Raw genomic sequence first — 18110 nt, 5'->3', positions numbered from 1 at the left:
CTATTTTGCGAAATGCACTAATATAAGTAAAATACATATTAAGTTAGAAATTGTTCACTAAAAGAGAACTATGAGCCGACTGAATTACCATCATCTCTATTATTTTTGGCAGGTGGCCCGTGGTGGTAACTTGACCGAAACCGCGCAGCGCTTGCATATTTCGCAGTCGGCCTTGTCGGCACAAATCAAGCAATTTGAACAAAGCATGCAGGTACAACTGTTCTCGCGGCAGGGGCGGCGCTTAGTGTTAACCGACAGCGGCTATCAAACCTTAAAATATGCCGAAGATATTTTTAGCCGTGGCGAGGAGCTGGAGCAATTGCTGCTGAAAGGCATGCAACCGCAACACAACCCTCTGCGCATTGGCACTTTAGCCACGATGTCGCGAAACTTTATTGAAAGCTTTATCGCGCCCTTGCTGTTGTCTTCTAATGTGCGTTACAGCTTGTTTTCTATGAATCAAACGGCGTTACTGAATGCACTGGCCGCACATCAATTAGACCTAGTATTAAGCAATATTGCGGTGCAAGGAACCGATAACCAACTGTGGCAGTGTCGTTTGTTGGCACGACAACCGGTGGCAGTAATTGGCCCGCCGGGTAAAGCCTTACCCGAAAACTTGGCGGCCTATCAACAACAGCGCTGGGTGTTGCCACCAGTGCATAGCCCCATCCGCACCGCCTTTGACGCCTTGGCCGCACAATACCAGTTGCAACCCGATGTCGTAGCAGAGGCAGATGATATGGCGATGCTGCGGCTGTTAACGCGCGACAGTGGCGCCTTGTCGGTGATCCCCGAGGTGGTAGTAAAAGATGAATTAAAAAATGGCAGTTTAGAGAAATACCTGATGCTGCCAGAGGTGTATGAGAACTTTTACTTTATCACCACCCATCGTGAATTGATGCATCCACAGCAAAGTTTGTTATTAGACGCTTTTGATGCTCAAAGACTATCTTACTCGGCGAATAGCTGATGAATGATGCTTAACTCGTTAGCCGCGGCAGTTCGGATTTGCTGCTCAAGTTCGTCAGTAAGCATAGTAAAGGTTGCAACATCTTCGGCATGCACGCTGTCCTGCTTTAGGTTGTGTTCCAGCTGACAAAGTAGTTGGTGCAGATCGGTTAATCCCACAGTACCAGAAGTGCCTTTTAGTGTATGCACAATAGCTAGCATCTGCGCCCAGTCTTGCTGTGTAATGGCTTGCTGCAAGTCTACTAATTGCTGTGCTAGGTTTGATTCGAAGCTCTGTAAGACTCGTTGAAAAAACTGTTCATTATCGGCAAAACGTTGCAGCAAGTTGGCACGCGTTTTTATGATGCGAGGCTGGCTTGGCAGATCTGCCTCTGCGCTGTTTATGGCGTTTTCCATAACGATACGTTTATGGCGGTTAATTGGCAGTTTGTTTAGGTTGTTGCTGTTTGCCGCTGCTGGGCTTCGGCCCGTATACTGAAGTAATGTGCTAATGACGGCATCAATATCAAAGGGCTTGGTCAGGTGCGCATTCATACCGGCTTGCAAGCAAGCGGCTTGATCAGCGGCATACACATTGGCGGTCATTGCGATTATGGGTAAATCAGAAAAACGGCCATCGGCGCGAATGCGCCGAGTGGCTTCAAGACCATCTATGTTAGGCATCTGCACATCCATTAAGACCGCATCATAGCCTTGTTCTGGTGTGCTGCTTTGTAACACTGCATTTACCCCTTCGAGCCCGCCTGTCGCAATATCCACTATGGCGCCTTCGTTTTGCAGTAATTCTTTGGCCACAAACTGGTTAATTTCATTATCTTCTACCAGCAAGAGGCGCAGCCCTTTGAGCTGTCTTGTGCGTTTTGATGGCTTCACTCGTGTGTTCAGCGCAGGTTGTTTACCGGCAAGCACGCTCGCGATCAGTTCAACTAATTGCTTGGGGGTAACGGGTTTCGTGAGCATGGCGGCGTAGGGTATCTGACGGTCTTGCGGTAGGGTGCTCAGGGCTTCACGGCCCTTTGCCGTTACCAGCATAATAATCGGCGGTAAGGCATGGTCAGTTGATGTGTTGAGTTGTTTTAATGTGCTGAGTTCGCTCAAGTCGGGTAGAGGGTAATCCAGCAGTAGCGCCTGTATGCTTTGCTGCTGGGCATAGCAGCCTGTCAGCTCAGCCTTTGCGGCTATTAACGATGCCGCGGTTAGCACCTTGGCACCATGCTGACTGACCGCCTGGCTTAAGAGCGTCAGAGCTGAAGGGTTGTCATCAATAATTAAAATGTTGGTATCTTTTTCAAACGTTGTTGCTTCAGCTAAGGCTCTGTCGGTATCTAGCGCTAAGTCAATGTCAAACCAAAAGTGGCTACCTTCACCTAAAGCACTTTTAAGCTGTAATTCCCCGCCCATCATCTGCACCATGTTTTTACTGATCACTAAGCCCAAGCCACTACCACCATATTGACGTGTGGTAGACGCTTCAGCCTGAGTAAAACCATCAAAGATGCGCTGTTGCTGGGCCGGACTTATACCGATACCCGTATCGATTACACTAAAGCGGATCCGGCAGGCACGATCTTGTGCATGAACTTGTTGTAACTGAATGATGACTTCACCCTGGTGAGTAAATTTAATGGCATTACTCGCTAGGTTAATCAGGATCTGTTGTAGTCGAAGTTTGTCGCCAATAATCCATTGTGGAAGTTCGGGATCGATATCGAACAGCAATTCTACTGTTTTAGTCGCGAGGTTATGCGCCAGAACCACGGCTAACTCCCGCATCAATTCATCCAGATTAAAAGGATGCTGTTCTAATTCTAATTTACCTGCTTCAATTTTTGAGTAATCGAGGATGTCATTGATTAAATGCAGTAGCGACTCGGCGGCAATCTGCGCATTACTGGTATAATCATCTTGCTGCATGGAAAGTTCGGTGGTTTTCATCAGTTGCAGCATACCCAATATGGCGTTCATCGGGGTACGAATTTCATGGCTCATATTGGCTAAAAATAACGATTTGGCTGCATTGGCATCTTCTGCAGCGGCTTTAGACTCTCGTAAGTATTGTTCTAACTCATGTGTAGCAGTGATATCACTGTTTACGCCAATGACTCTAATGGCCCGTCCTTTTTCATCGCGCTGTACATAGGCACCTGCTTGAATGTAGCGAGTTTTTCCACTGGGTAAAATCAGTCGAAAGGTCAGGGTATATTCACCAATACCGGCAACGGCATTGTGTAGGCTGGAGAGAGTGAAAGCGCGATCTTCTGGATGCACCCGAGACTCCCAATGTGCATAATTTAAGCCTTGTTCGCGTAAAGTGATGGGTTGCTCGTACAGCTGAAACATCTTGTCATTCCATTGCAGCACATCATCACTGATAGACCACTCCCAAATGCCGAGTTGGGCAACTTCATAGGCCAACGTCAATTGTTCAGTTTTTGATAATAATTGCTTTTGAATTGATAGCAAAGCGGCTTGTTGCTGTTTTTGTTGAGTAATATCCGTTGAAATGCAGAGATAGCCGACAACTTGAGCTTGATCGTTACGCATGGTGGTAACCACCATGGTGATCGGAAAGCGTTGGCCATCTTTACGAATATAATGCCATTCGCCTTTATCTACACCCGTTAGATTAGAGGTGTAAATTATCGTTTGAAAGCCACTAATATGGGTATTGTGGATCTTAGACAGTGCGGTAGCATGTGAGGCAATTTCGGTTTGATCATGAAACAATAAAGGTGTGGTTTGGCCGATCACTTCAGACGCTTGATACCCTAATAAGCGCTCAGCGCCGTGGTTGAATAATTGAATTTCTCCTGAGGTATCGGTAGCAATAATGGCAAATTCAGAGGCTGCCGACAGCACATTTTTAAAGAGTAAATTAATTTTGGCCAAATCAGCGGTTCGCTGCTCAACCTGTGTTTCTAAATTTGCGTTAAGTTGTTGGATCTTCGCTTCGGCGGCTTTTTGTTTTGAAATGTCGCGTACAACCTTAGACACGCCAATTACGCGACCCTCTGACGAACGAACGGGTGAAAAGGTAATGGAGACATCGATAGACTTGCCATTTTTATGTTGACGTACAACCTCAACATTAGGAATGTATTCGCCCTGCGCGGCGCGTTTAAAAAAAGCCAAGTCGGCGTCGATATCCGCTGGCCTGACAATCAGTTTGCTTAGCGTTTTGCCTATAGCTTCATCCGCTTTAAAGCCAAAAATAGCTGTTGCGCCTTGGTTCCAACTTGTTATATTGCCGTCAATAGTATGACCAATAATGCCATCTGCTGAGCTGTGTACAATAGCTGCGAGTTTAGCTTGTTCCGCTTGTAACAAACGCTTATGGGTTAAATTGATATTAATTAACCCTGTTAGTAAGGCCAACAAGAAGGACAGCATTGAGCCAATAATACCGAGTTGTGAAGGTGAGGGCAGTCGCAGTTCTGCGATAAATTGTGGCGTGACTGAGTAATCAAACTGCCAAGTACGACCATAAACTTGGTGTGTTTCCCTGATGGGGTAAAGCCCGATTTGGTTATGTGTCGTATTTTTAAAAAATAGATCAGGTTTTTCGGGATCGGTAATATCAGTTAAATGCAAGATGACCTGTTGGCTATCAATACTTTTATCGGCTAATACCTCTGACATCAATAGCGCTGCATAGCTCCATCCAAAAGCTAATTCTTCGCGCTCAGCTACCGTTGTCGGTGTCACTGCACCACGGTACATTGGCATCATAATTAAAAAGGATTGTTGAGGTTGACCGCTAGCTTGTACTAAGGTGATCGGCCCTGTTAACCGCACCTCCCCGCTTTGCATGGAAGACAAAGCCGCCTGATAGCGATTATGTTCTGATGCAATGTCTAAGCCGACAGCCGCGAGATTTCGCTCTACCGGTTCAATATATTGGATAACATAACGCTCACCTATATGAGGTGTCAGCTCTTTAATGCTAAAACTAGGCCAACCATCCGCTTGGGCTGCTGCTAAAAAGGCCGCCTCTTGCTGGCGTGGTACTCTGCGAATAAAACCAAAACCACGCGCGCCAGGAAATTCGCTATCCACATCTCGGGTTTGGCTATAACGATGAAATAGGTTACGGCTCATTTTTTCTTCATCTATTGTTATTAGCGCTCCACGAGCACCGCGCAATCCATATTGGTAAAGTTGAATACGCGTTAAGATATCTTGTGCTTTTTGTTGCAATGAGGCTTTGACGGCTGTTTGAATACGTGACTGGTTTGCTTGATGAACTTTATAACTCAGGGTAATACTCAATACTAGGCTGCAAATTAAAACAAGCAATGACCATTTATTTAATAGCGATTTGTTAAATTTGGGCAACAAAGGCGCATCCTTTTTTATTATTTAAGATACATCGTAACAAGCTTGTCGCTTTTTAGTGAGTCTAGATAGCACCATATCAAAGATAGCTTGAGCCGGATTGAAAAGCCACAATTTAACATGTTGTTCTAGGTTTTAGTGAGTGTAACTAGGCAGTAAAAAAGTAATAGGGATGCACAGAAATAGCCACTGGGATGTTTGTCTTAAAACTCTGTAATGTATTTTTATTTAGGGTGACAAGACTTTAGACTTGACAGTGTTGGTACTTCCTAGGAAAGTTAGAAAAGTTCAATATTGTGGATAAAATATGTTCAGTCATTATGCAAAGTCTTTGTTCATCGCTTCTCTCTTGCTCTGCCCTAGTTTGGCGCAGGCGCAAGAGTCAGGTTTTGAATGGTCGGGTTTTGGCCGGGTTGTCGCGGGTTATTTGGCTGAAGATGGCATGGTGTACAGTGGGTATGACGATGAGTTATCGTTTAAACCGAATAGCTTACTTGGCTTGCAAGGAGAATGGCAGTTTGATTCAAAGCTATCTTTAGTTGGCCAAGCCGTATTAACCGCCTCTGATCAGCGTGATTCAGACATTGAATGGCTTTACTTAAATTACCGTCTAAATGACCATTGGCAAGTCAAGCTCGGTCAACTGAATACGCCCTTTTTTTCTTACAGTGATGTGCAAGATGTTGGCTATGCCTATCATTGGGTGCAATTGCCAATAGAAACTTACCCTGAGTTCTTATTTAAAAAATTTCGTGGGGCCTCCATTCGTTTTACCCCAGCGTTTGAACGTATAGCCTTTGATCTAGAAACCTATTTCGGCTCGATGAATGACACGGCTTCAGTTAAAGGAAGCAAAGTCGATATTGATTTAAGCAAGGTTTACGGTGTTATAGCTAAATTATCCTATGACAAATATCGTTTATCAGCCTCTTACCACAAGGGGGAGTTTAGCTATGATGTGCTTGGCTTAAATGAGATACAAAATGTTTTAACGGGGATTGGCTTTAGTGACCTCGCAAGCCAGTTTATGAGTGCAGGCTCGGGTGAATATTATCAACTGGGTTTAAGTTATGACGATCTGAATTTCTTTGCTCGCAGTGAAATCACGTATACCACTCAAAGCATCAGCACTATTTCTGATTACCTTTCTTACTATTTAATTGCCGGGTATATTTTTGACCCTTTAAGTGTATATGTCAGTTTTGCTGAGCGAGTTTCAGATCATAACCGCATCGTCAACACGGTTCCTAAGGGCTTTACACCTCAGCTAGATGAATTATCGATTGGGGTGGATGCCGTCCTTAATAGTTTTTCGATTAATAATCATACGTTTTCTTTTGGAGCCCGATTCGATACAAACAGTAATGTTGCGTTTAAAGTAGAAGTCAAGAAGGTCAAGGGTAATGATTTTCAATTTGATTCGCCACTCGTGACAAAAGGCAGTGCGGTGCTGCTACTCACCTCTGTTGAGTGGGTTTTCTAATGACTGCTGTTTTAAGGCTCGTCCTCACCCTGAGTTTGTCTTTGCTGCTACTGGGAGGCAACGCAGATGCTGATGAACTTTGGCTGATTTCAGCTAATACGCAGCAAGTTGAGATCAGCAAAGAGGTTGTTAAACAAATTTACTTACAAGGTGAGCAAGGGCGCACACCTTTGCAGCCAGTTAATTTAGTAAAAGGTGAGTTTTCACGAACCATTTTCAACGCCTTAGTGATGGGACTTACCGAATCACGCTTGCAATCTTATTGGTCACAAATGCGCTTTACGGGCCGAAGCCGGCCGCCGCTGGAGGTTGAGAACACCAAAGTCTTGACCGATTATCTGCTGAACAATAGTAATGCGATTGGTTATCTGGTAGTTGATGATAATACCCAATTACCAGACGGTTTAGTCGTCCTGCTGAAAATCGACTTTGAAAAATAACCGCTGACATTTTTACTGAAAGTGAACCCCTTCGTCAGTGCTCGCCATTAACGGTGGGGATGTTACGACGTGCCGGTTTTGGGGTATGTTTCTAGTAAGGTTTTAAGAGGTACAGGCCGGCAAAAGTAGTACCCTTGAAAATAATCACAGCCAATTTTTTTAAGGTAATCAAACTGAGCGAGCTGTTCAACACCCTCTGCGCAAACCGACATCGTTAAATTGTTCGCTAAACTAATAATGGTTTCGACAATATTTTTATCGGCCTTGCCATTTTCCATATTATTAATAAAAGACCGATCTATTTTTAGTAGGTCAATATCAAGTTTTGTTAGATAACTCAGAGACGAATAACCCGTACCAAAATCATCTAGCGACACTTTGCAGCCCGCGAGGTGCAAATTAATCACGAATTCGTTCACGGCGTCAAAATTATCTAAGTAAGCCGATTCGGTAATTTCAAATTCTAAGTTAGGGGCATGATTCGCATGCCTGACTAATAAAGCCAATGTTTGCTGTTTAAAGGTGTCACTTTTAAGATCCATAGCAGACAGGTTCACAGCAACAGAAACTTGGCTATGAAAATGGGCTTTTAATATGAACAGATCAGAAATAACGTTATCCAGCACAAAGCTGGTCATCGCGGTGATTTTTCCGGTTTTCTCGGCAATTTCTATAAACTCGACTGGCGATATCGTCCCCAATGTGGGATGTTCCCAACGTAGTAACGCTTCAAAGCCAGTGATCTCAGCCTGTTGGTTTAGTTTAGGTTGATAGGCTAAGTACAATTCTTTGGTTTGAATGGCTCGTAAAATGCTATTAGCGATCTCATGTCGGCGTTGAACCCTGGCATGCATAGCATGTTCAAATAAGGCAAAACCCCCTGTGCGTTGCAGTTTTGCTTGGTACATTGCGATGTCGGCATTGCGTAACAGTAATTCGGTATCAAAATTCGCTTGCTTAGCATAAGCAATACCAATACTCGCTGCGGTGCTCACTTCCCATTTATTGATATAAAAAATTTTCTTCAGGTTATCTGCAATACGTTGTGCCGTGATCATGGCCACTTCACTGGGAGGATAATAATCTTGTTCGTTGTTAATCAGCAGCACGATGAACTCGTCACCGCCTAGACGAGCCAGCAAATCGCCTTCGCGGATCAGGTGCGATACGCGCTCACCGACCTGAAATAGCAACTGATCCCCCACATCATGGCCAAGGGTGTCGTTGACATGCTTAAAATTATCTAAGTCAAAATACAAAATAGCCAGATCGGCGTTACGGCGCTGTTCCCGTGCCAGTGCAGAACGCAGTATGGCATGCAGCATCTGTCGATTCGGTAAGCCTGTTAATGAATCGTAATTGGCTATTTTTTCTAAGTTTTGTTTGTTTTCTTCTAAATCATTTAATTGTTTTTGAATTTTAAATTCATAATTATTTATCGTGTCTAAGTATTCATTAATTTGCTCGGCTAATAAGCCAATCTCGTCTTTATTTTCAATGGTTAAACGTTCCAGTTTATTGCCTGAATGTTTGATTTTCCGGACAAATGAGGTCACTAAATTCAGTTTTTGCAACACACGTTGTTGCATCGAAAAAGCTAAAAAGCCCACTAGCGAAGCGATAAACACTAATAATGGAATAACTTTTTTTAGGAAGGTATTTGCCGATTGCTTTAACGAAGACTCCGGATCTTGCACAATCAGTAAGCTGCCCACTGCATAGCTTTCATCGCCAATCATTTTGTTGGATACCAGCAGTTTATTTACCAGTTCAGTGCCAAAGCCCTTTTTAAGTTGTGTGTCTTGTAAGGTCGTGTCTGACCATTCGGTTTGCTTGGCGGGATTTACATAAAAAAACACTTGCTGGTCATTTTTATCAAATACTTGCGCAAATACGGTGGAGTCATGCCGATCTAGCTGTAATAAGGTGGTGGCGATACTAGGAATATCAACTTCGCTTACTAAAAACGGTAAGAGCGACTCTGATAAGTTTTCAGACAGTGCATCGAGGTTTTGCATCGATTTTTGCACATATAAATTGCGATATTCATTTAAACTCAGGGTGTTCACAGAGACGGCGGTTAAAAATACTGCCAACAGGGTAATACCGATAATGCGAACTGAGAATTGACTTACTCGCATAGCTGCATCTCGGCTAACAAAAGCATAAACCACAAAGTTTGCAGGGTGAGTTTACTAACCTGAAATTGAAGAATCTGTGCTGCTTTATCCATAAACGCTTGTTGGCAACTAGCCCTTAATTGCAGTTTATCCACATGCTAATTAACATAACACTAAATAATTTTTTCAGCGAAAAATTTGTTCGAATAAAACGCAACAAAGTGAATTGCGCATCAGCAAGGCTGAAGTAAAAGCCGAGGGGGAGGGAAAACACCGCTCCCACCATGTGGAAGCGGTAGGTATTTAGCGATTAATCAGGAAATCAGCGCTGTCGCGGCGTACTTTTTTCAAGTCAACTAACCAATCAGCACCGGCTTCACGGTAGCCCAATGGCAGTAATATCACCGATTTTAAACCCAGTTCACCTAATCCCAGAATGCGATCAACGTGCTCAGGTTCGAAACCTTCCATTGGCGTAGAATCCACCTCTTGTTCCGCTGCCGCGATCAGGGCGGAGCCTAAACCAATGTAAGCTTGACGTGCGGCATGCTCAAAGTTTTGCTCGGCCGGACGTTGTGGATAATAAGCCAAGAGTTTTTGCCGATAGGCTTCCCAACCTTCGTTTTTAAAACCGCGCTGTTCGTTAACCAAGTCAAACATCATATTAATGCGCTCAGGGGTGTAGTTATCCCAAGCAGCAAACACCAATAAATGCGAGCAATCAGTAACTTGTGACTGATCCCACGCTACTTTACGAATTTGTGCTTTTAAGGCGTCATCCGTTACCACTAATACCTGATAGGGCTGCAGGCCACTTGAGCTGGCGGATAAACGAATTGACTCCAGAATAATATCGAGCTTTTCAGTGGGCACTATCGCATCGGGTTTCATTTTTTTGGTGGCATATCGCCAGTTAAGTAATTCAAGCGTGTTGGACATGATCATCATTCCTATTTCTGTGTATAAGCAGTAGTGGTTTAGGAGTTAGGTACGGCAAGCCTGACTTTCAAGGTTTAGCGCAAACTGTTTTTTTACGAACGTCAGCTTGTTGTAGCGGTTTTATGGGCGTGTGCGCTGCGGTGCGTGAGGGCATTTACTGCTATCTACCGTCAGAAAAATGCAGTTGGGCGAATGCAGGCGCGTCTTTACCAAATCTTGACGGTTGTCGCGTTGAGTGCGGGCTGTCGGCACATTATAGTGTCAGCAATTTAAGATCCAGGGTGAAGGAAATACAAAATGGCTTGGCAGAAAAAAACAATGTTCATCGTTGCCTCGGTGTTGGTGGCAGCAGCAAGCGCTTATTGGTTTTGGCCAAAAACTGCAGAGGCTGGGCAACGACCCACTAGTCCTTGGGCAATGCCGGTGCCGGTGCGCGTTGTTGAAGCTGCATTAGCTGACTTACGTGTGCAAGTAAAAGCCATTGGTACTGTTACGCCGCTCAATACGGTGATTGTACAAAGTCGCGTAAGTGGGCCATTAACTCAACTGCATTTTAATGAAGGCGATAAAGTGACCGCCGGTCAGCTATTAGCGGAAATTGATACGGCCGATTATCAAATTCAATTTGCCCAAGCTCAAGGGCAGTTAGAGCAAAACACCGCGCAATTGAAAAATGCGAAGATGGATTTAGATCTGTATAGCAAATTACGCGAACAAAGCTCTATTTCTGCGCAGCAATATAATACGCAACAGGCATTGGTCGCACAGTTAGAAGGCAGCCGCAAGAGTATTCAAGCGCAGTTAGATGCGGCGAAGTTACAGTTATCCTATACCAAAATTCATGCTCCTATTACCGGGCGTTTAGGCTTACGCCGGGTTGATGTGGGTAACCTGGTGCAAGCGAATAGTGCCGAAGGGCTGGTTACTATTACCCAAAGCTCGCCAATTACGGTGGTATTCGCCATTCCTGAAAGCCAGCTGCAACAAGTTCGTAATGCCTTTCGCAGTGGGCAGGTGTTAACCGTAGAAGCTTGGGATCGCGCAGAGCAGCAGCTGCTGAGTCAAGGCGTGCTAACCACTTTAGATAACCAAATTGATGCGACAACGGGCACGCTACGCTTAAAAGCCGAGTTTAAAAATGAACAAGAAGAGCTGTTTCCAAATCAGTTTGTTAATGTGCGTTTAAATGTTTCGGTGCAACAAGGGGCTATCACTATTCCGCAAGATGCGGTGCAATATGGCTCGGCCGGAACCTATATTTACACCATTGAGCAAAATCGTGCACAAATTCGTCAAGTTACCCTAGGGGCGGTCGATAATGGCAAAGTGGCCATCACCGCAGGTTTACAGCCGGGTACGCCGGTGGTGCTGGAAGGCTTGGATCGTTTACGGCCAGGTCGTGCGGTTGAAGTGATAGAAAATGATGGCTCGGTTAAAGAAGCAAAACCCGTAACTGAGCAACCAAGAAGACGTCCGCAGAGGGCGCAATAATGAACCTTTCCAGCCCGTTTATTCTTAGACCGGTTGCTACCTCGCTGTTAATGCTAGCCATTTTAATTGCTGGCGTGCTCAGTTGGCGGCAGCTGCCGGTAGCAGCATTGCCTCAGGTTGATTATCCGATCATCCAAGTATTTAGTTTTAACCCGGGCGCTAGCCCAGACATTATGACACGAACCATTACCGCGCCGCTTGAGCGGCGCTTGGGGCAAATTCCTGGTTTAAAACAAATGTCGTCTAGCAGCTCGGCTGGCGCGTCGGTTATTACCCTGCAGTTTGCTTTAGTGGTGGATATGGGCGTTGCCGAGCAAGAAGTCCAGGCGGCGATTAATACTGCTTCCTCGTTATTGCCATCGGATATGCCGACACCGCCGATTTACCGCAAAGTGAATCCAGCTGATGCACCGATCTTAACCTTAGCCATTACCTCGGCAACCTTTCGTTTACCGCAAGTTTATGATTTAGTTGATACACGTATGGCACAAAAGTTAGCGCAATTACCGGGGGTCGGTATGGTTAGCCTCGCCGGCGGACAGCGCCCTGCCATCCGGGTTAAAGCCAATCCGGCGGCATTAGCCAATATGAACTTGAGCTTAGAAAATTTGCGCCAAGCCATTGCTGCCGCCAATACCAATCAACCCAAAGGCAGCTTTGACGGCCCGTTTCGTTCAACCTTATTAGATGCGAATGATCAAATACAAGACACGGCTGAATACGAGAATCTGATCATTGCCTGGCGCGATAATTCGCCGGTGCGTTTGCGTGATGTAGCCAGTATTGAGCAAGGCGCTGAAGATCGCTTTTTAGCCGCGTGGGCCAATGAGCAACCGGCGGTGTTACTGAATATTCAGCGTCAACCGGGGGCTAACGTCATTGAAGTCGCCGATCGTGTGCGGCAACTATTGCCGCAATTAACCGCGACCTTACCTGCCGCAGTTGATGTGATGGTGTTAACCGATCGGACACAAAGTATTCGAGCGTCGGTACGCGATGTGCAAAAAGAACTGGTTTTTGCTGTGTTTTTGGTGATTTTAGTGACCTTTGTGTTTCTGCGTACCATACCGGCAACCATCATTCCTAGCTTAGCTGTGCCGCTGTCGTTAATTGGTACTTTCGCGGTCATGTTGTGGTTAGATTTTTCAGTGAACAACCTGACGTTAATGGCACTGACCATTGCCACCGGCTTTGTGGTCGATGATGCCATCGTGATGCTGGAGAACATTGCGCGCCACCGTGAAGAAGGCGCTTCGCCGCTGGAAGCGGCACTAAAAGGCGCGAAAGAAATTGGTTTTACCCTGATTTCATTGACCTTCTCTCTAATAGCGGTGCTGATCCCTCTATTGTTTATGGCCGATGTAGTGGGGCGCTTATTCTTTGAATTTGCCGTGACCTTAGCGGTGGCCATTATGATTTCGCTAGTGGTGTCGCTCACTTTAACGCCGATGCTCTGTGCGCGTTTGCTAACCAAAATGCCAGCGCATGATAACCCGAATGATTTAATGCAGCGGGTGATCCAGCGTTATGGTCGTGGTTTGCAATGGGTGTTGCGCCATCAACGGCTGGCGCTGGCAAGTTTAGCCGCTACCGTGGCGTTAACCGTGGGCTTGTATATGGCGGTGCCCAAAGGGTTCTTCCCGGTGCAAGATAGTGGTGTCATTCAAGTGATCACCGAAGCGCCACAGGATGTTTCTTTTCAAGCGATGGCACTGCGCCAGCAAGCTTTAGCCGAAAATATGCTGCAACACCCAGATGTCGCTAGCTTATCGTCGTTTATTGGTGTCGATGGCAGTAATAGCAGTATTAACAGCGGTCGTATTTTACTGAACTTAACGTCGCACAATGAGCGCTCGCAATCTGCCGTAGAAATTATACGTGAGCTGGAGCAGCAAGTGTTAGATGTCCCCGGGATTAAAGGCTGGTTTCAGCCGGTGCAGGAACTGAGTATTGAAGATCGGGTTAGCCGCACGCAATATCAGTTTACGCTTAGTACACCTGATTACGAGACCCTTAGCCAGTGGCTTCCCGAGCTGGTTGAGGCTTTACAGCAACAACCTGAGCTCTCTGAGGTGGCGCACGATCTGCAGCAGCAAGGCTTACAAGCCTATATTGATATTGACCGCAATGCCGCTGCGCAATTGGGGTTAACGGTGTCACAAATTAGCTCAGTGTTGCAAAGTGCTTATAGTCAGCGGCAAATCGCCACCTTGTTTACGCAAAGTAATCAATATCGGGTGGTGTTAGAAGTTGACCCTGCACAGGTGCAAGGGGTGGACGCGCTTGATAAGTTGTATTTAACCAATAGCCGAGGCGACTCAGTACCCCTAGCGGCAGTAGCGAAGGTGAGTCAGCGACCTACCCGTTTGCTGATTAACCAGCAAGGGCAGTTCCCGGCCGTGACCTTATCTTTTAACTTAGCCCAAGGGTATTCACTCGGTCAGGCGGTAGCCGCGATCGAGCAAGTGCAGCAACAACTGCAACTGCCCGCTGAAGTTGAGCTGAGTTTCCAAGGTGCAGCAGAGGCCTTCCGTTCTTCTTTGGATAACACGCTATGGTTAATTCTTGCGGCTATTATCACCATGTATATCGTGCTGGGGATCTTGTATGAAAGCTTAATCCATCCCGTGACCATCTTATCAACCTTACCTTCTGCCACCGTCGGTGCCTTATTGGCGTTACTGTTAACAGGGCAGCCGCTCGATTTGATTGCCGTTATCGGTATCGTGTTGTTGATAGGTTTGGTTAAAAAGAACGGCATTATGATGGTCGATTTTGCGTTAGACGCGCAGCGTAATCGCGGCATGACTCCAGCCGAAGCCATTTATCAGGCTGCTTTACTGCGTTTTAGGCCGATCTTAATGACCACCTTGGCAGCCTTGTTTGGCGCCATCCCGCTGATGCTTGCCAGTGGTTCAGGTGCTGAGCTGCGCCAGCCGTTAGGTTTAGTGATGGTGGGGGGGTTATTGGTTAGTCAGGTATTAACCCTCTTTACCACGCCGGTAGTGTATTTATGGTTTGACCGTATGTTTGGTCAACGCCAAATTAAACCAAGTGCTGAGGTGGCACCGCTATGAATCTGGCGCAGCCTTTTATTCAGCGGCCGGTGGCCAGTGCGTTAATCGCGACGGCGATTTTGTTAATGGGCTTGTTGAGCTGGCGCTTGCTGCCAGTGTCTCCACTACCGGCTATCGATTTTCCGATGATCGTGGTCACGGCCAACTTACCTGGTGCCAGCCCCGACAGCATGGCGGCTACGGTTGCGACGCCGTTAGAGCGCGCATTAGGCAGCATTTCAGGTATTCGCCGCATCAGTTCGTCAAGTAGTCAGGGCGCTACGCAAATTCGTTTAGAATTTGAGTTAGATCGTAATGTGGATGCCGCAGCCCGTGAAGTACAGGCGGCCATTAACGCCTCGCGTGGCCAGTTACCCGCTGGGATGCCTGGCAATCCGGTTTATCGCAAGTTTAACCCATCGCAAGCGCCGATTATGGCGTTAGCTTTGAGCTCTAGTCATTTGGCGGGCAGCACGCTGTATGACAATGCTTCAACGGTGTTGGCGCAAAAGTTGGCGCAAATTACAGGGGTGGGTGAAGTCGAGGTCACGGGCTCGTCGCTACCGGCGGTGCGGGTGCAACTGAACCCCGGTATGCTGGCGCATTATGGAGTGGCGTTAGATGAAGTGCGCAGCGCCATTAATACGGTTAATGCCTCAGTACCCTTAGGTGTATTAGAAACGGATAGCCATCGCTGGCAATTGGCCACCAGTGAAACCTTGCGCCGTGCGGCGGATTATCAAGATTTAATTGTTAAATATACCGATGGCGCGCCGATCCGTTTATCTGACGTAGCCATTGTTAGTGACTCGACGGAAAACCGCTACAGTTCGGGCTTTCATAACGATAAAGACGCGGTGATTTTAATGGTCAGTCGGCGCAACGGTGCCAATATAGTCGAAACCGTTGATGCGATTTACAACGAACTGCCTTTACTGCAAGCCTTAACGCCAGCCGGTGCCGATTTAGCGGTGGTGATGGATCGCAGCCCGGTGATCCGTGCCACGCTTTTAGAAGCGCAATGGAGTTTAACACTGGCCGTTATTTTGGTGGTGTTGGTTGTTTGGGCTTTTTTAGGCAATTTTCGCAGCGCGTTAATTCCCAGTGTGGCGATCCCGGTGTCATTAATTGGCGCTTTTACCGCGATGTATTTGTTTGGGTTTTCATTGAATAACTTATCGGTGATGGCGCTAATCGTCGCTGCCGGTTTAGTGGTCGATGATGCCATTGTGGTCGTCGAGAATATTCGTCGCCATCTTGAACGCGGTTTAACGCCGCTACAAGCAGCACGGCAAGGCGTAGCTGAAGTGGGCTTTACCTTGTTAGCGATGAATTTGGCACTGATTGTGATTTTCCTGTCTATTTTGTTTATGGGGGGCTTAGTTGAGCGGTTATTCCGAGAGTTCTCTATTACGTTAGTGGCGGCGATGGTGATTTCATTGCTTATTTCGCTGACTTTAACGCCCAGTATGTCAGCATTATTGTTGCGTAAACCCACTAAGCAACAGGCCACCTCCGGTTTCTTTTGGCGTTTGCAGCAAGGATATCGGCACAGTATTGATGTGTGCTTACGGCATTATCGCTGGTTATTGCTGTTATTAGTGTTGTTATTTGCCGCCAGCGCTTGGTTATATGACAAGGTGCCATCGGGTTTATTACCAGAGCAAGATACTGGCCAATTGAATGGGTTTGTGCGCGGCGATGATGGCGCGTCGTATCAAATGATGCAGCCAAAAATCGAAGCTTTTCGCCAGTATGTCTTGCAAGATCCTGCCGTGGCTGACTTAATCGGCTCGGCGGGGGGGGATCGCGGTGTCAGTAATTCGCAAATGCGCGTACGGTTAAAGCCGCTTGCAGAGCGCCAAGTGTCTGCTCGCGCTGTGGTGGATCGGCTTCGAGCCAATGCGCCAAAAGTGCCTGGCGGCATTCTGTTTATGAATGTCGATCAAGATATTCGTTTATCCTCACCCTTTAGTCGCAGTGACTATGAAGTGCAGTTGTTATCAGATGATTTAGATTTGCTGCGAAAATGGGGCAAGGTTGTCGGCGAAAAACTGCAAGAAGTCCCTGGGTTAGTCGATGTTGATACCCCCGGCGGTGAAGATGCACAGCAAATTGAGTTAACCATTGATCGCGAAGCGGCGCAGCGGCTCGGCGTGGATATGCGCACGGTGGCCACGGTGCTGAATAACTCCTTTTCGCAACGACAAGTCGCGACCTTGTATGATCAACAAAACCAGTACCGCATCGTGATGGAGCTGTTACCCGGTTATACCGCTCAGCCCGAAGTGTTGCAGCAGTTACAGGTAATTACCAACGATGGTCGCCGTGTACCTTTAGCGGCTATCGCCAGCTATCAGTATGGTTTAGTTAATGACCGAGTGCAGCATGAAGGACAATTCGCTTCGGTAAATATTGGTTATGGTCTAGAAGAAGGCACCACTATGGAGCAAGCCTCTATAGCGATTGAGCAAGCTATGGCAGAAGTGATGTTGCCCGGGGCTATCGTGGTGGTCAGTGGTGAAAACCAGCGCAATGCTATTTTTAAAAGTAGCGATCAAACCTGGTTGGTGATTGCGGTGGTTGTGGCGGTGTATCTGTTGTTAGGCATTTTGTATGAGAGTTTGCTACAACCGATCACGATTTTGTCTACCTTGCCTTGTGCTGGCTTAGGTGCCCTGCTAGCGCTGTATTTAACTAATAGCGATTTTAGTTTAATTGCCCTGTTAGGGCTGTTTTTGCTGATCGGTATTGTAATGAAAAACGCCATTTTGCTTGTCGACTTTGCATTGGCCGCCGAGCGCAATCAAGGTTTGGCACCAATCGAGGCGATTGCGTTAGCGGCGCAGCAGCGGTTACGGCCAATCTTAATGACCAATTTCGCCGCTTTATTAGGTGCGGTGCCGTTATTATTAGGGGTTGGTGAGGGGTCTGAGTTGCGACAACCACTGGGCATCACCATCGTGGGCGGCTTATTAGTCAGTCAATTATTGACCTTGTACACCACGCCTGCGGTGTACTTGTTGTTGAGCAAGTTTCGCCGTGCACCGCGTGCTGAAAGCGTGACGCCATCTGCAGAGGTGTCGCTGAAATAACTTAGCAAGTTTCAACGTTAAAAAGACAACATAACTAGGGCTTGTTGACGTTTGCTGTTTAGATTTTGTTCGTTTGGCGATGTTTTGATCGCGAAACGAGGAGTGTAATTTAGTTATTCTAAATAAACGACGAGAGACAAAGAGCAAAGCATCGCCAGACGAACCCTTCGGGCAGCGTG

General features: G+C 46.5%; 9 protein-coding genes. 6 read left to right on the top strand and 3 right to left on the bottom strand.

The features are described from left to right. The first annotated feature begins 70 nt into the window (after nucleotides 1-70). Nucleotides 71-973 carry a LysR family transcriptional regulator gene (locus tag ORJ01_RS06990; RefSeq protein ID WP_306177423.1) on the top strand — a complete coding sequence of 301 codons (903 nt, stop codon included), beginning with the start codon at nucleotides 71-73 and terminating at the stop codon, nucleotides 971-973. Here ORJ01_RS06990 and ORJ01_RS06985 read toward each other — a convergent pair. Then, a complete protein-coding gene (locus tag ORJ01_RS06985; RefSeq protein WP_306177422.1) occupies nucleotides 955-5241 on the bottom strand; it encodes a CHASE domain-containing protein in 4287 nt (1428 codons plus the stop codon). The genes ORJ01_RS06990 and ORJ01_RS06985 overlap by 19 nt on opposite strands. A gap of 373 nt (nucleotides 5242-5614) precedes the next feature. Between ORJ01_RS06985 and ORJ01_RS06980 the strand changes: the two genes are divergently transcribed. Beyond that, nucleotides 5615-6790, top strand: a complete 1176-nt coding sequence (locus ORJ01_RS06980; protein WP_306177421.1) for a porin — start codon at nucleotides 5615-5617, stop codon at nucleotides 6788-6790. After that, nucleotides 6790-7230: a hypothetical protein gene (locus ORJ01_RS06975; protein WP_306177420.1), complete on the top strand. Its 441-nt coding sequence runs from the start codon at nucleotides 6790-6792 to the stop codon at nucleotides 7228-7230. Before ORJ01_RS06980 ends, ORJ01_RS06975 begins: the two co-directional genes overlap by 1 nt. 62 nt (nucleotides 7231-7292) lie before the next feature. Here ORJ01_RS06975 and ORJ01_RS06970 read toward each other — a convergent pair whose 3' ends face one another. Both ORJ01_RS06970 and ORJ01_RS06965 read right to left on the bottom strand, forming a co-directional pair. After that, entirely contained in the window at nucleotides 7293-9371 is a 2079-nt protein-coding gene (locus ORJ01_RS06970; protein WP_306177419.1) for an EAL domain-containing protein, read from the bottom strand. A 282-nt stretch (nucleotides 9372-9653) separates the two neighbouring features. After that, on the bottom strand, nucleotides 9654-10289 hold the full coding sequence (locus ORJ01_RS06965) for an NAD(P)H-dependent oxidoreductase (protein WP_306177418.1): 636 nt from the start codon (nucleotides 10287-10289) through the stop codon (nucleotides 9654-9656). A gap of 297 nt (nucleotides 10290-10586) precedes the next feature. Here ORJ01_RS06965 and ORJ01_RS06960 point away from each other — a divergent pair, with 297 nt between their 5' ends. From ORJ01_RS06960 to ORJ01_RS06950, 3 genes are read left to right on the top strand one after another with little or no spacing between them, the layout of a single operon-like run. Continuing rightward, nucleotides 10587-11780, top strand: coding sequence for an efflux RND transporter periplasmic adaptor subunit (locus tag ORJ01_RS06960; protein WP_306177417.1), 1194 nt, complete (start codon nucleotides 10587-10589; stop codon nucleotides 11778-11780). Beyond that, complete coding sequence (locus ORJ01_RS06955) at nucleotides 11780-14857, top strand: multidrug efflux RND transporter permease subunit (protein WP_306177416.1); 3078 nt, start codon at nucleotides 11780-11782, stop codon at nucleotides 14855-14857. The genes ORJ01_RS06960 and ORJ01_RS06955 overlap by 1 nt, the downstream gene beginning before the upstream one ends. Continuing rightward, nucleotides 14854-17931, top strand: a complete 3078-nt coding sequence (locus tag ORJ01_RS06950) for an efflux RND transporter permease subunit (RefSeq protein ID WP_306177415.1) — start codon at nucleotides 14854-14856, stop codon at nucleotides 17929-17931. The genes ORJ01_RS06955 and ORJ01_RS06950 overlap by 4 nt, the downstream gene beginning before the upstream one ends. Nucleotides 17932-18110 lie beyond the last annotated feature (179 nt).

This window comes from Alishewanella sp. SMS8 (assembly GCF_030737935.1).
Classification (GTDB): Bacteria; Pseudomonadota; Gammaproteobacteria; order Enterobacterales; family Alteromonadaceae; genus Alishewanella; species Alishewanella maricola.
The sequence above is the reverse complement of the archived record's forward strand: the minus strand, read 5'-3'. Positions and strand labels throughout refer to the sequence as shown.

Bases quoted from the DNA above. Each gene is read 5' to 3' on its own strand.
- ORJ01_RS06990 (WP_306177423.1), top strand. From the start codon at position 71: ATGAGCCGACTGAATTACCATCATCTCTATTATTTTTGGCAGGTGGCC.
- ORJ01_RS06980 (WP_306177421.1), top strand. From the start codon at position 5,615: ATGTTCAGTCATTATGCAAAGTCTTTGTTCATCGCTTCTCTCTTGCTC.
- ORJ01_RS06975 (WP_306177420.1), top strand. From the start codon at position 6,790: ATGACTGCTGTTTTAAGGCTCGTCCTCACCCTGAGTTTGTCTTTGCTG.
- ORJ01_RS06970 (WP_306177419.1), bottom strand. From the start codon at position 9,371: ATGCGAGTAAGTCAATTCTCAGTTCGCATTATCGGTATTACCCTGTTG.
- ORJ01_RS06965 (WP_306177418.1), bottom strand. From the start codon at position 10,289: ATGTCCAACACGCTTGAATTACTTAACTGGCGATATGCCACCAAAAAA.
- ORJ01_RS06960 (WP_306177417.1), top strand. From the start codon at position 10,587: ATGGCTTGGCAGAAAAAAACAATGTTCATCGTTGCCTCGGTGTTGGTG.
- ORJ01_RS06955 (WP_306177416.1), top strand. From the start codon at position 11,780: ATGAACCTTTCCAGCCCGTTTATTCTTAGACCGGTTGCTACCTCGCTG.
- ORJ01_RS06950 (WP_306177415.1), top strand. From the start codon at position 14,854: ATGAATCTGGCGCAGCCTTTTATTCAGCGGCCGGTGGCCAGTGCGTTA.